Raw genomic sequence first — 15,667 nt, forward strand, 5'->3', positions numbered from 1 at the left:
ATAAACTTGATGAATTCACTTATTTAGATTTATTTCTCTTCTGTAGACTGTCTATAAATAACATTATACTCATTTGATATAAAATATTTTGTTCAGTTAGTAACTCAGTTAATAGACAAATAAATCCAAACACAACTAAATAGCCATTCTTAAAAATTTATTGATGAAAAATTATATTAAATAATATAATTAACTTTTCTAAAAGAAATAACATTTATATTAAAAACATAAATTTTTTCAAAACGTACTGATACTAAGTTTTTGAGACAAATCATACTGAATATTAATTTTTAAAAAAGCTGAGTTAACTAGAAACTATTTATCAGAAAAAAATAATTAAATTAAGATAATTTCTCTCATAGCAATCTAAACTAAAACTAAATTCTACTATTGAACACTAATACTAATTTAGTTTTAGCTATGTTACGCCGCTCTAACACCCCTGACTACTATCTACTTTATTCAGGAGTTTTTATAGAAAATCTAATTTATCTAGATTTTACTATTGTTTATTTATTAGTATTTTAAGTATAAAGAGAAGGTTATTTATTGAAAATAGAGCTAATTGCTGGGATTACAATCTAATGGACAGTTCGCATCTTTTAATAAAAAATCTTTAGTAGAATTTAAACGTTATAAGCAGTTATTTTTTCATAAAAAATTAGTTATAATACTATTTATTCATTCAGAATAAATCCTGGTTGTTCTAGTTGCTTAAACCGATAAAATGTGTAGCGATCAATAAATTATTATAATTTCATTGATTAACTGTAAAGCTTATTCTTTAATATTAAATAATTTTAAATATATTGTCGAGATAAGATTTTATTAGGCAATAATTATTTCTATATTTGCAGAATATAATTATTACTTGTTATTTTTTTATAGCCAATGAATAAAAATCATATTATTCGATCAAAGTTAACGATTGTTCAATTTATTATTTTTACCAATAAAATATTATGTTTTTATTCACTTTCTCTTCTTTTAAAAGAAAAAAATAAGTTTATCTAAAAACCATAAAATAAATCATATCTAATTATTTTAGTCTATTTAAATAGTTTGATCTTAAATTAAGAGATATTAATAGATTCTATAGTAAACTAAGAATAGTTATTCATTTAAATTATGTTCAATAATATTGAATTGTCAATAGTCAAGGAGATATGTTCCTATTAATATTCCTAATTTCCCTAAAATTACAATAAGCTTATAAACAGAAAACATTTTTTTAAAAAAATTTTTCTGTTAGTTTTTCATATTCAATCTCTATATTTGTTCTGATCAAACTAAAATTTATTAGTTCTTTTTAAGAAGAAAACAGTTTTTACATCAACTACATAGCTATTATTAATAATATAGCTTTCAAAAGAAATATAAAACATATATTTTCCCCAACCAAGATTAAAGATAATTCTAACCGATGTCCAACATATTTTAAAAATATCAAGTTAAAAACTTTTAAAATATTTTTGGTGTTTGTCAAATATCTTGATTAACGCATTTTGGCTATTTAACTTACTAAAGTGTATTTTATACTAAAAGTGTCTTTTATCACTTATTTAGTCCTAGACGATTAGGTTCTATATCGTTTGTTCTATTTTTTTTAGATTTATTATTCTTTAATAGATTAATTATTGCTATATCTCTAAAATAGAATGGTTGATGTTATTAATAAGATGATTTTTAAAATCATCAAAATAACTAAACCTCCAAGATAATCAAAATTTTTACAATTATGCTAAATAACTAAACAATAACCCTCCAATAAAAACTTAGTTTACTTTTAATAAAAAACACATATCTTTGCCAAAATTAATAGTTTAATTTTCAATTTTTAATCTTTAATCTTTAATCTTACTTAGTTTCCATATTTGCTATAACAAAAATTTATTATCCACTTAGATCAAGTATAATGGTTTCAAGAAAACGTACAAACAAAACTCAAAAATTATTTTTTTAAAAAATTGTGTTCACTGGATTAATTCAAGGCCTTGGTACGATACGTCCACAGGGATATGACCGCTTTATTATTTCCTTAAAAGACGGCAAGACAACCGATATTTGGATAGATCTGGCTCTGGGAGATAGTGTAGCCATTAATGGGGTTTGTTTAACTGTTGAGGAAATAACCTCTGATGGATTTATAGCCACTGCTTCCCCAGAAACCTTACAAAGAACAACTCTAGGTCAACAAGTCCAAACTGCCAGTTATGTCAACGTGGAACTTTCTTTACGAGTTGGTAGCAAACTAGGCGGACATTTTGTTACTGGACATGTTGATGGAGTAGGTTATTTCGTAGAGGCGATCACTACTGAGAAAGCTTGGGAAATGTTCTTTTCCGCACCCCCTTCCCTTCTGGAACAGTGGCAGGGAAATATTGAAAAGTATCTTTTTCCTAAAGGCAGTGTGGCAGTTAATGGCATTAGTTTGACCATCGCTGAATATGATCCTATAGAGCATTGGTTTAAAGTAGCAGTCATTCCCCATACTTATTATCAAACCAATCTCTCTTATCTTAAAAAAGGGGACTGGGTGAATATTGAAGGGGATATACTAGGTAAACACGTTGCCAAGTTGTTAGGAGAATCTTCAAATGTCTATCGAGCTTCTCAAGACATCAGCTTAGTCTTCCTTTCGGAACATGGATATCTCTAGTTATCTGAACAATATATTAATTATAGATAGTGAGGTTATAGTTAAGGTCTGATAATTAGTGCGTTAGTTATGGAGAATATCTTTAAATTAAAAATTAGTTATCTTTTTTTCTCTTAACTTTTTGGGATTACTTTTGTAATTTTTCCACTTCCTCAGAGACCCCCAGAATACTTCTTTATTCTTTCTAGAAATTTTTTTTCTCATAAGACTATCTAACAATTAGACCCAATTTACAACTTCTTTAACTTTCTATCCCTTTGTATTCAAACATGATATTTCCGTTCTCCCAATTCTGTTATTAGCTGGATTTTTAGACGGGATGGAATCTAAAAGATCACTCTTCATCTAAAATCTCTTTATACTTGAGTCTTTTGGATTTGTGTTAAGTTTGTCTACTTAGCAATAAATAAATTCTAATGGTGTGTTCTTAGACAATCCGCTTTCAGCCTAGCTCTTTTGATTATTTTTCTCAATAAAATCTAACTAAACTGCAAAAAAAATAACAAATTTTTACTGAGAGTTGACATTTATGTTAAAAGTTATGTAGCTTAGTAAGGGGTGAGATTCGGCACAATATCGTTCATCTCGACATAGCTAACAGAAAGGGTTGTGAAGGGACGGAAGTAAGTAAAGACAACTGAAGGAACGCAAGACAACCTATAGACTATTAATGAGGTAGAAACACGTAGATGCTTATGTTTTCTTTAATTACTTTAACTATTGCTTCAGTGTCTGTTTTTCTCAGCTTTAATGCTAAAGAGGATGTGTTCAAGGCAGCCATGGGATGTACCGCTACTTTGTCTACTTTCTTAACTTTAATTGTTGCACCTTGGATTCTTAAGCTTGCTATTTTAGCAATTCCTATTTTGATTATCGATAGACTTAACAACAAAACTACTGAAGAATCAACTCACGGCTAAAAGTACCGATTGCGGTGTTATCTTACATTAAGTAGGGGCTGGGGATAGGATAGCTAAAGGTTTATACCTCTTCTAGACTGAGTGTAATAAGTTGGTAGCTAAGATGATTTTGTTTGGACTATGTTCCATGACTCTGAAAGCTTAGTTTTGATGACAATTGAGCTTTCGGAACGCAAAGGGTTAGCAATACAAAACTCTCAGCTTTTGTTTATTATGATTTTGTGATAGCTAGTATAGAAAGACTAGATGCATTTAACTAGATTACTATTTTTTTGTTAAAGATCTATTACTTGAATCTAAGTTATCCTTACTCCCTAACTTTTTCTCAAAAAAACTATTCGAATAACACTAGATAGCTATATTTGGAGATTTTTTACTAGCTAGAATAGTCTAACTTATGAAAAACTAAGATTGGATTGTTGTTGATAGTGGAATTACTGGATTAGCATTAAGTTATGAATTAGCAAAAAAAGACTTAAAGGTTTTATTTCTAGACAAGGAAGTCAACCCACTAAATGCTCCCCGCTATAATTATGAGGGCTTTGGTTATTGGTCGGAAACCAATGAATAATCGGTTTGTTACTAAGGAAGTTAAATTAATCGTAATTAGTCAGAAGAATTGAGGAAAGATACACAATTCCGAGAACTCTATTTATTATTAACAATTCGGACGGAAGATGATCTAAAGTGGTTGCTCAAAATCACAACAAATTTTCGATCTGTCCTCAATATTTAAATGTTCAAGAAGCATGCGAATTGGAACCACTTTTAAATACAAGTGCCATTTCTGGGGGACTGAAGCTACCTCATGGACATATTCACCCTCAAAAAACCAATCCAGCATATTTCCAAGCTTTTGTTCGACTCGAAGGAAAGCTACAAATTGAGCCAGTCGAACAACTATCAACACAAGAAAATCTTACTGTAGAGGTGATTACAGCAACTTAAAAATATCATAGTCAACATACTGTGGTTTGTGCAGGTGGATTGAGCTGTTATTTACTCAATAAAATTGGTGTAGCGGTTGATCTTTATTTCACTCATGCACAGTTAATTATGACTCATCGTGTAGATATTAAATTACGAACGTTGGTAATGCCTGCTATTTTAAACAGAAAAATAGCAGAGTCGGAAATCAATAATTATCAATGGTATAATCTCAGTTCAGATATTATTGCTGATGTGATGGAGCCTGGAGACATACAATTTCTTGACGGTCATTTTTGTTTAGGATAAATTAGCCAAATTTGCATTGACCCAATAGTAAAAATTTATCGAATTTTGAGTAAAAAAAACTATTTAGAAAAGAAATTATACAATGTTACCTACTTTAGAAAATATGCCGGTAACATTATATAATTTCTTAGTTGCATTTAAGCCTAATTTAAGTGCTAGAGTAGGAGGATTGAAGTACTTACTGGACTTTATTTATTTTCTGAATTTACAAATGCTTTAGTTTTTGCTCCTCTTTTAGCCAGAAGGTTTACAAATTAGGGAAAATAGGACAGTGAACAAATACCAGTTATTAATTAATTAGCTTTTGTATATTTAAATTTGGTATTATTAAAATTGTCTATTGTCTAATCTTTTCCCTTCTTATTAATTATATTCGGTTTACTATTAAAGGTAACCAACGTCTGATTCCATCTAGGGTTAGAACAGATAAAAAAAGGAATTAAAGAACTTATAACATTAATTAGTTGGCTTAGTTGATAACTAAAGCAGTTTCCTAAAAGAAAACTAGAGAACATTAAATTAACATCAATCATATCCAATCAGTAGTCTAACCTATGAGTGAAAAAGATACAGTGACTTATTCGAGCACAGAAATTATTAAATGTATTGAAGAAAAGTTATACAATCAATCGGAATAAATAGGGTGATCAAAATAAATAAATAAACAGTTAAATTTTCAAGAATTTATTAATTTTTCTGTAGCAATTATTACAATTGTAGCTATAACTGGTAACATCATTAATTTATTTTTCCCTAAATTTAGATACATGATGTAGTGATAGTTAACATTAAGATTATCAACGCCTCATAGTATTTAAAATTAAGATATAACCACGGATTAAAAGCTCAATCTGCATTATCTCAAAGTCAGGGTTAATACTTTATCTTTTTCTAACTCTAGAAAGTTTTTCTAGTGACTTAATTTACTATTTTTATGGTTAATAACTAACCTAAAAATATCTATATAGATCAAACATTTAAAAAATCTAAGTGTTTATATTGATTTGATCAACCTTTACCACTTCAGGTAATTATCAACTTCCTTGCATTTTGATATGGTGGTAATAATAATAGAACCTTTAATAACTACCATTGAACTTCCAGTATTTATATAAAAAAATTCTAGTGCAATAAGTTTTTATCTGATTAATTTCTTTTTAAGAAATACTTAAGTCTTGAATATTTATCTAAAATCAAAAGCAGGTAGCATGTTTAATAATAACAACAACTAGGAAGGGTATTAATAAGAAATTATACGAAGATATTATTTGAAATTAGATACAGTTATTGACAAAATTAAACGGAGATAATCTAATGCGACTAGACAATAGTTTGCTCGTTAAACAGTCCGTATTTCCTGGTAATTGTAGTTACAATGTGGACTTTACTTATACGTTTGGTAAGTTTAAGATCATTTAGCTAAAGTAGCACTCCCTCTTTCAATTAATAAGGTAGTTTTCTTATTAAAATTCTCTCCTAAGAAAAATAATTTATCTCCTCCTAATAATAATCTAGACTTATCCTTGCTTTGTTGTTTAGTAGAATTACTAATGTATTTAATTTCCACTATCCTTGGCTAAACAAAAACAGAATTAACAAACATTATTTTCTTTAAATTTGATTGCCATATTTGCTGTAGAATAGTGATAAGCAGTTTTCATTATTCCATATAAAACACTAAAAATAGTTGATCGAGTCAATTTCTTTTTAAAAAAAATAAAAAAATTGGGTGATTTTCTCCTGCTTATTAAGGTTGACTTTCGTCATAAAAAACACAACATCAGCTTTTCCTACGGTTACTTGAGTTTTCCTTAAACTACCACCAATAATATTATTATTTCTTCTTCTTTTTAGAGTTTGTTCTTGAATAGAGTAAATTCACTTCTGCTCTTTCTAAACTTACGGCAACACCTTTACAAATTCCTCTAGAAATAGAAAACCGTGCTATTAATAATAGCCTTCAATTTTTTTTATTACAATTGCTATTTTTTATGATACTTTCTTTTATTTTTGGTTATCGATAGTTTTTTCTTCATCCGTTAGCAATATCTTAAGTTTAACTATGATACCAATTTGTGACACCTTCAGATTGATCAACTAAAATGATACCTTGATTTTTTAACTCATCTCGAATACGGTCAGCTTCAGCATAGTCTTTACTTTTACGGGCTTTTTTTCGTTGTTCTATCAAATCTTCAATTTCTCCATCACTTAACCTATTACTTAACTCTTTTTCGTTCTCATTTTGCTCAACTTCTAGTCCTAAAACCTGTGCTAATTCCAATAAAGTTTTCCATTGTTCTTCTAGTACTTTAGGTGAAGTGTCTATATTTCCTTGGTGTAGTAAGACATTGCCTGCCCTACGTAATTCTTTAGCAATTTGAAATATTATCGCTAAACCACCTGCGAAGTTGAAGTCATCGTCAACTACTTCTTGAAATCTTTGTTTTAAAGTAGAGGAAGACTTTACAACAGAAAAACCTAATTGAGAACCGTATTGATACCCAAAAAGTAATCCTTCTTTAAGAGTATGCCAACTATTAGTTGCTGCTTTCAACACTTCATCAGTAAAGTCTACTGGTTTGCGATAATGTGCCTGAAGAATAAATAGTCGCATAGCCATTGGATGAATTTTATCTAATAAATCCCGAATAGTAATGAAATTTCCCAAAGATTTAGACATCTTTTCTCCTTTTACTTTCACCATACCATTGTGCATCCAATAACGAGCTAAAGGTTCTCCTGTCGCTGCTTCTGACTGGGCAATTTCATTTTCATGGTGAGGAAAAATTAGGTCACTTCCCCCTACATGAAGATCTATAGTTTCCCCTAGGTGTTCTAAAACCATCGCAGAACATTCAATATGCCACCCTGGGCGACCTTTTCCCCACGGAGATTCCCAAGAGGGTTCCCCTGGTTTTGCACTTTTCCAGACGGCAAAATCACAGGGATCTTTTTTTTTGGCTGTTTCAAGTTCTTCTAAATCTACTCTTCCACTAGCTCCTACTTGTAAATCTTCTAATTTTCGACCTGAGAGTTTCCCATAGTCTTGAAAATGCCGTACTGAGAAATAAACATCTCCACCAGATTCATAAACATAGCCTTTTTGTTTAAGTTGGGACACTAAGTTTTTAATCCCATTAAGAGTATGAGTCGCGCGGGGGTAAGCATCTGCTTGTTTAATGTTAAGACGTTTCATATCCTCAAAATAAGCTTCAATAAACTGTTGTGAAACCAATTCCATTGATAATCTTTCTTTACTAGCTCGATTGATTATTTTATCGTCAATATCCGTAAAATTTTGAATGTAAGTTACATCATAACCACACCATTGTAAGTAACGCCGCACTACATCCCACACCATACAGGTTCTGGCATGACCCAAATGACAATAGTCATAAACAGTAATACCGCAACAGTACATACGCACTTTATTATCTTCAATCGTTTTAAAAGGTTCTTTTTTACGGGTTAGAGTGTTATAGATGGTTAATGTCATTGGTGAGTTTATACTTGACAGTTGACAATTATAGTTGAGAGTATGTAACTATTTACAATGCTATCACTGCACTGAGGATCTTTAAGAAGGTTAAGAGCATGGTCCGTTTCATAATTATCTAAACAAAGTTTTAACAATTGATAAAATAAAGAAAATGTACTTAATTTAGTGACTTAATGGAAGTTAAACTTATGAAGTTCTAGAGGTAGAACAATGCAACTCTATGAAACTAACTCTATATAGACAACTCGATAAGCTAATGCCTTAAATAATAATATAAAGAATCTTAATTAGGAGAACTTAAGAGAGAAGATAGAAGACCTTAAAAGAGAACAGACTTATGCTATTAACGTAGTTAAGTAAAAAGATTAATTGAAGACAAACTAAAATAATTCTGATGAACTATAGATATCGATACTTTATTCAAATAAAGCTATATACTTACCTTAATATCTTAGGATTAAGATATTTTTAAAATTTTTTCTCACTATTTAAATAATTTAAAGACTAAAAAAATAAAATCAATTACTTAATTATATTTTGGAATATAAACATGAATTAATAATGATTATAATAGAAGCTATTAAATTACGCCCATAAAAAAATTATAATTAATTAATTATAAACCAAATAAAATAGTATAAATCTTATTCGATTAGATTAAAAAATAGTATCTAATTTAGATTAAGTAACGCGTCTACTAATTTTGTTTTATTTAAGCTTATAAGGCGAAGAAACTCTCTAATTCTCTCAGTATAATTCAGTGTTAGTCAACAGATATTTATTTTTTTAAAAAAGTTAGTCAGATAGTGTTGTTTATTTATATTCAACTACTTATTTATATAATGGAGCACAATGTAAAAACATTAGGATTGGTTTTTAGTTGGAAAAGAAGTAATTAAATAATTGAGTTAACACCATCAGTTATTCTGGCATCTTACAGTTAATTTTTTTGATAAAAAACTATTAAGCTAATACAAAGAAGATATAAAAAATTAAGGTCTATCGTTTATCTAAAATTAGTAACAATACTTTATATTCGCAGTTTAAAATAGTAGAAAATAAAAGATTATACTGCAATTACTAATAGATAAAAAATTAGTTAAATTAAGAATATATAAAAATTTAAGTTCTCTATAAAGCAAGATATACAACGTGATTTTTAAAAAACAGCTAAATTATGAGAGATTAATTTTAATAAACAAAAAACGAAATATAAGCTATATATGCAAAAAAAAATTTTTAAAAAAAACACTTATTAATATCAAAAATTAGTAACCTAAACCGAGAACTATTTAGAAATAAAACTGAAAAAATTGCCAGAAAAAATAAGAATTTATTTAGACAAAATTTGGTTTTATAATAGAGCAAATTATCTATATAGTTAAAGTTCTAGATGAGAAGGATCTTACTCTAATATGTTTGCATAGTGCTATAACTATAGCTCTTTGTAGACTAATATATTGACAATCAAACCTTATCTTTATATTTTTTATGTCTATATAACAGTTTTTATAAACTCAATTTTCTTTTAAACTAATTAATAATCTGATAAATTTAGGGTGAGCAATACTCACCCTAAATCTTAAAAATTAGTATGATTAGCGATAGCTTCTCTCAACTTTTCTATCACTTCATAAACTCCAATTTGCCCTAATTCACCTGATGTACGAGTCCGAATACTTAAACTGTTAGATTCCATTTCTTTTGCACCTACAATTGCCATTACAGGTATCTTTTGTTTTTCCCCATTACGAATCATTTTACCCAGTCTTTGTCCAGAAGTATCTGCTTCTGCGCGAATGCCTAATTTTTGCATTTTGTTTGCTATTTCTATAGCATATTCTAACTGAATATCACTAACAGGTAAAATACGCGCTTGAACAGGAGATAACCACAAGGGAAAATCTCCAGCATACTCTTCGATTAGAATACCGATTAATCTCTCTAAAGAACCAAAAGGTGCTCGGTGAATCATCACTGGACGTTGACGAGTTCCATTTTCTGCTATATATTCTAACCCAAATCGTTGGGGTAAATTATAATCAACTTGAACAGTTCCCAATTGCCATTCTCTTTCTAAAACATCTTGAAAAATAAAGTCTAATTTAGGTCCATAAAAAGCTGCTTCTCCCGGAGCTTCAAAATAGTCCATTTTTAGAGTTTGTACCGCGCGAAGAATGGCATTTTGAGATTTCTTCCAAGCTTCGTCAGACCCAATATATTTACCAGACTCTTCATCTCTAAAACTTAATCTAGCCTTAAAATTATTTAGTTGCAAACTCTTAAAAACTGTAAGAATTAGATCAACAACATTAAGAAATTCTGTATCTAATTGATCAGGAGTAACGAATAAATGAGAGTCATCAACAGTAAACCCACGAACACGGGTTAATCCTCCTAACTCTCCTGACTGTTCATGTCGGTAAACTGTGCCAAATTCTGCTAACCGAACCGGTAAGTCGCGGTAGGAACGTAACTCACTTTTATAAATTTGGATATGAAAAGGACAGTTCATTGGTTTAAGAACAAACCCTATTTCTTCTGCTGCTTCCTCAGCATTTTCTGCCATCATAGGGAACATGTCCTTTTTATAATTTTGCCAATGACCTGAAATTTTAAAGAGATCGATTCGACCAATATGAGGGGTTACTACCCCAAGATAACCCCGTTTGATTTGTTCGTTCTTGAGAAAATTTTCCAGGGTAAACCGAATAATAGTTCCTTTGGGAGTCCACAGAGGTAACCCCGGTCCTACGAGGTCAGAAAAGATAAATAATCCTAGTTCTTTACCTAATTTACGGTGATCTCGTTTTAATGCTTCTTCCTTCCGTCGTTTATATTCTGCCAGTTGTTCAGGAGTTTCCCACGCAGTCCCATAAATACGTTGCAGTTGCGCTTTTGTTTCATCCCCTCTCCAATAAGCTCCAGCTACATTTTCGAGATCAAATGCTTGGGGGTGAATATCTCCGGTAGTTTCCACATGGGGACCAGCGCAAAGATCCCACCATTGATCTCCTAAATGATAAAAGGTAATAGGGGGTTCAAGTCCCTCGAGTATTTCGAGTTTATAAGGTTCTCCGAGGTCGATAATACGTTTTTTCGCCTCCTCTGGGGTTACTTCTTCGCGGATAATGGGAAGTTTACGTTTAATAATTTTAACCATTTCTTTTTTGATGGCCTTGAGATTCTGTTCAGTAAAGGGTTCAGGAATATCAAAGTCATAGTAAAACCCCGTTTCAGTCCAAGGTCCAATGGTTACTTGCGCTTTAGGGAAAAGTTTCTGAACCGCCATAGCCATAATATGGGAGGTTGTATGGCGAATGCGCTTCACTGTATCAGACTCACTGGTACGGGGAAGTTTAATGGGTGTTACTTCTTGGGATACTTTAAGTTCAGCAGTTGACTGGTCAAGCATTTACTTCATACTCTTTCTATAATTCTTTATCTAGTTTATTGTGTGTTAGGGAATAGAGAACGCGGAATAGTCTTAAGTTAATTATCTTAATAATATTGTGATAATGTGGATTTAACTGGTTAAATGTCAAATTGATGGGTTTTTAAGTTAAAGACTGACAAAAGTTCTTAATCCATAAGCTTTCCTTTTAATCAATCTCGATTTATTGTTAATACTTTCTGCTGTTAATTGGATTGTTTTCCGATAAAAACAGATAGTAATTTTCCCAATTCAAGACTTAATTACTACATAGTTTTTAGATACAGTGAGTTAGCTTTCTGATACCAGTAAGTGAGTTTCAATAGTATTGATACCAAGTCTGAGTTGTTCCTGAAATTTGATAAAATTTTATGATAGTCTAACTATTATAAATAGAAGTTATTATTTAATTTATTTTTTTTGATGAATCGAACTATTCCTACGTGAGGTCTGATTAATGAGTAATAAATAATAAGTTTTTTATTTATTACTCATTTCTTTAATTAGGCTGAGCATTTAATGCCATCAGTGTAAAACACATACAAATATTTGATTTAGCAAAATTTAATTCGAATAAAAAATCTACCAGAAGGTACTTCCATTATAGAAATACCTTTTAGTAAGTCTGTAATTGACAATCAAACCTTTGTCTTTATATTTACGATTTTTACATACTAGGTCTAGTATAATCATTGTTATTTAACAGGACTTAGATCAATCACTTAAAATTTTATTAGCTGGAATATGGATGGATTTCAAAAAATAAGACGAGACGAGCCAGAGTAGTTTTATGATGTAAATATTTTACATAACTATTTAAATCCAAGGTAACTCTCCTATCAAACAAATTTATCTGATACAATCAATTTATTTGATAAAGTCAGAAAGACATATCAATCTAAACTGATACTCTACTCTCAATTGAGAGTAGAGTATCAGTTGGCTCCACCTCCTACTGTCCTTTAAAAATCATGATAGTCTTCATTGTTGGTATTTATTTAAGTTAATCATTAACCTCGTTATATCTAAAATCTAAATGTTGGCAATAACAAACGTGTTCTTAAATCTAGCAGAAGTTACGTTTACATGTACAAGAATTTACTCAGTTTTTTAGGTTTATAATTGAATAATTATTCTGCTAGTTATTAGACCAAAACAATGGTATCAAAAATTATAAAATCTGAGATAAAAATTGTTTAGATCTTTCTGCTTGAGGGTTATTAAAAAATTCTTCAGGAGTCGCAACTTCAACAATTTTTCCTCCATCCATAAAGACCACACGATCAGCTACTTCTCTTGCAAACCCTACTTCATGAGTGACACATATCATGGTCATCCCGGACTCAGCTAAACTCCGCATGGTGTCTAACACTTCTTTGATCATCTCTGGATCTAAAGCAGAGGTAGGTTCATCAAACAACATAATCTTGGGTTGCATGGCTAATGCGCGGGCAATCGCCACTCGCTGCTGTTGTCCTCCCGATAATTGACCTGGATATTTATGAGCTTGTTCAAGAATACCAACTTTTTCGAGTAATTGCATGCCTGTTACTTCCGCTTTTTCTTTCTTTTGGTGGCGAACCCAGATGGGAGCTAAAGTAACATTATTAAGAACTGTTAGATGAGGGAATAGATTAAATTGCTGAAATACCATCCCCACTTCTCTACGAATAGTTTCAATATTTTTAAGGTCATGGGAAAGTTTCACACCATCAACGATAACATTACCCTTTTGATAAGATTCTAGAGCATTAAAAGTGCGAATAAAAGTAGATTTTCCTGACCCTGACGGTCCCATAATGACCACAACCTCTTGGGGGTTGACTCGAAGACTGACCCCGCGTAACACATGAAAGTTATTGTCGTACCATTTCTCTACATCTTGAGCAATGATGATAGGGGTCTCTTCAGAACAAGAATATAAATTGTTATTTTTGACAGATTGAGTCATCAATTTTGATCAGTGATTATTTAGCCTTTTACCACTGTATTGCAAAATTCTCAAACTTTCACTGTGAACTATAACTTAAAGCCGTTTGGGGAGAAAGAACAATACAAAGTGCTGGAGCCAAAAAAAGAATATAAATTGTAGATAAAAACAAAAGCCGACGATCTACCTCTAATTGTTTCATCTCATCTCCCAAGAGTGTAAGTAACAAAATAGTCAATAGGTAAAAACTCTGATTCATCACATGCAATGAAACTTCTTGTTTATCTATTTTTGTAAAAATTCTGATCAATCCCATTCCCCAAAACTATAGATCTGTAAGACCATAATCGCAATTAGGACTCCAATTCTGACTCAACAAGACTCTAAAATCTGTAACCATTTACTTTTAAATTTTAAAATATTAACTTCTTTGAAGTTAAGTTAAATCATGTTATGTATGCAATGAGTTCTCGGAAAACAAGATAGTGATAAAAGCGCAAACGTATACAAGGTGAAAAATATTGCAGTAAAAGGCCGAGCTGGAATTTTCTGTCTTTTCTTATTATTAAATAATAATACACGGTAGACAACCAGTTAAATTACCATAAGGTTAAATAAAATAAAAATAAAGATATTAATATCATCCTATTTTCAAACAGAAAATAACTTATTCAAATATAAATTTTGGGGTTAATTACAGGGAGCAACAATAAAATTTTGTCTAATAAAAAATAGTTCCAAAAACGTAGGTATAATCATTTAATAGTTGCCTATCTTAATATTTTGTGGATTTCTTTATTAAGACATTTTATTTAAAAATAAAAATAAAATTACCACATCACATTTAAAAAAATATATTGAATAATAATAACTTTTTTTATTAAGTTGCCGCTAACATTAGATAATAGAGAAGATAACCGGTATCTAACTCATACTTCTCATGAACACTCCCTTCCTTCCCCCCGAAGACTTACCTCTACAAAGTACGACGGACTTCGGACTGCGACGGAAACTTGATGAAATCATCGGTCAATATTTCTACGAATCTTGTGATCGCTCACTCCAAACCTTATTGTCTCAATGTGGCTGGTATTTTACCAGTTCCCCTAATGTCTTAACTTTGGTGATCACCTGTCCCGATCATTTAACTAATTTACGCATCCTTAAACATGTTGCAGCCCTGGGACATTATTTACAAAATTTTACTGAGAACGGAAGAATCGAGATCTATCCTCCTGCTGGCGAAGGAACTTCCTTAAAAATTCCCGTCAAAAAACGACGAATCTATCAAGACTCTCTTTAAAGAGAACCTCAGTAAGGTGGGCATTGTCCATCTTACATTTAATTCAATTAATTTTTATAGTTTACAAGAAAAATTCGGGCTATTGGTGAAGGGAATTAAATTACAATTATTAACACCACTACTTTGACGAGTAGTTTGTGATAATATGGTTAAAGCCGACTATAAAGTCAAGGTTAAATCTAAGCTAAAATCAATAGACGATTATATTTTATTCTCCTCCGCCAATAATTTTCTCTTCTGGTAACATCCATCTTGTCAATGTACCAAAAGCTCTCCTTCTAATACTTGGAAGACGTCAATACTCTGCTCGTCTGTAGTTCCTGCAATAATTGTATACTTCCAGCCTCAGTAAAAGTTTTTGCCAGAATGTCGCTAATCCTTACCTCTTAGTTGATAGTTTTTCTCGTAGAGATGACGTTTGAAGTCGCCCTAAAAAACAACCATTGATCATTAATCAATGATCAATGGTTGTTTTTATGGATATTAATTGGGAACCCTGATCTACTTAGTTAAACCTAGTCAATAATTATTGTTACAGCTGGAATTAATAAATTATCATTGTAATTGTGCATAGCAGCTACTACATTCAATTCTAGAGATAAATATCTATCTTTATTTGCTGGAATCTTTTCCAAAGAGCTATAGCGAGTGGTAATAATAGTTTCTGAGGGAATAACCACAGAA

10 protein-coding genes and 1 riboswitch are annotated in these 15,667 nt (G+C 30.8%); of the genes, 6 read left to right on the plus strand and 4 right to left on the minus strand.

Translation table 11 applies throughout. The features are described 5' to 3' along the window. The first annotated feature begins 1,969 nt into the window (after positions 1 to 1,969). The 5 genes from ribE to P3F56_RS01030 all read left to right on the plus strand — a co-directional run bounded on the left by ribE (position 1,970) and on the right by P3F56_RS01030 (position 4,815). Entirely contained in the window at positions 1,970 to 2,659 is a 690-nt protein-coding gene (ribE, locus tag P3F56_RS01015) for a riboflavin synthase (protein WP_281152921.1), read from the plus strand. A gap of 575 nt (positions 2,660 to 3,234) precedes the next feature. Next, positions 3,235 to 3,311: riboswitch (Glutamine riboswitch) on the plus strand. A 37-nt stretch (positions 3,312 to 3,348) separates the two neighbouring features. Next, positions 3,349 to 3,579 (plus strand): riboflavin synthase subunit alpha, encoded by a 231-nt coding sequence (locus P3F56_RS01020; RefSeq protein WP_119259442.1) that lies wholly within the window; start codon positions 3,349 to 3,351, stop codon positions 3,577 to 3,579. Between the two features lie 433 nt (positions 3,580 to 4,012). Then, a complete protein-coding gene (locus P3F56_RS10255; protein WP_342637176.1) occupies positions 4,013 to 4,150 on the plus strand; it encodes a hypothetical protein in 138 nt (45 codons plus the stop codon). Positions 4,151 to 4,335: 185 nt separating this feature from the next. Further along, positions 4,336 to 4,527: a hypothetical protein gene (locus P3F56_RS01025; RefSeq protein WP_281152922.1), complete on the plus strand. Its 192-nt coding sequence runs from the start codon at positions 4,336 to 4,338 to the stop codon at positions 4,525 to 4,527. A 21-nt stretch (positions 4,528 to 4,548) separates the two neighbouring features. Next, complete coding sequence (locus tag P3F56_RS01030) at positions 4,549 to 4,815, plus strand: hypothetical protein (protein WP_281152923.1); 267 nt, start codon at positions 4,549 to 4,551, stop codon at positions 4,813 to 4,815. 2,056 nt (positions 4,816 to 6,871) lie between these two features. Here the strand turns inward: P3F56_RS01030 and cysS are convergent. The 3 genes from cysS to P3F56_RS01045 all read right to left on the minus strand — a co-directional run bounded on the left by cysS (position 6,872) and on the right by P3F56_RS01045 (position 13,701). Next, a complete protein-coding gene (gene cysS / locus P3F56_RS01035) occupies positions 6,872 to 8,314 on the minus strand; it encodes a cysteine--tRNA ligase (protein WP_281152924.1) in 1,443 nt (480 codons plus the stop codon). A 1,585-nt stretch (positions 8,315 to 9,899) separates the two neighbouring features. Next, complete coding sequence (thrS, locus tag P3F56_RS01040; RefSeq protein ID WP_281152925.1) at positions 9,900 to 11,732, minus strand: threonine--tRNA ligase; 1,833 nt, start codon at positions 11,730 to 11,732, stop codon at positions 9,900 to 9,902. Positions 11,733 to 12,921: 1,189 nt separating this feature from the next. Then, entirely contained in the window at positions 12,922 to 13,701 is a 780-nt protein-coding gene (locus P3F56_RS01045; protein WP_281152927.1) for an amino acid ABC transporter ATP-binding protein, read from the minus strand. Between the two features lie 919 nt (positions 13,702 to 14,620). Between P3F56_RS01045 and P3F56_RS01050 the strand changes: the two genes are divergently transcribed. Next, the gene (locus tag P3F56_RS01050; protein WP_281152928.1) at positions 14,621 to 14,983 is read left to right on the plus strand and encodes a hypothetical protein; all 363 of its coding nucleotides are present in this window, start codon (positions 14,621 to 14,623) and stop codon (positions 14,981 to 14,983) included. Between the two features lie 515 nt (positions 14,984 to 15,498). Here P3F56_RS01050 and P3F56_RS01055 read toward each other — a convergent pair. Further along, a complete protein-coding gene (locus P3F56_RS01055; RefSeq protein WP_281152929.1) occupies positions 15,499 to 15,663 on the minus strand; it encodes a hypothetical protein in 165 nt (54 codons plus the stop codon). Between the last annotated feature and the right edge of the window lie 4 nt (positions 15,664 to 15,667).

Source organism: cyanobacterium endosymbiont of Epithemia clementina EcSB, from assembly GCF_029919255.1.
In the GTDB taxonomy this organism is placed as follows: domain Bacteria; phylum Cyanobacteriota; class Cyanobacteriia; order Cyanobacteriales; family Microcystaceae; genus Rippkaea.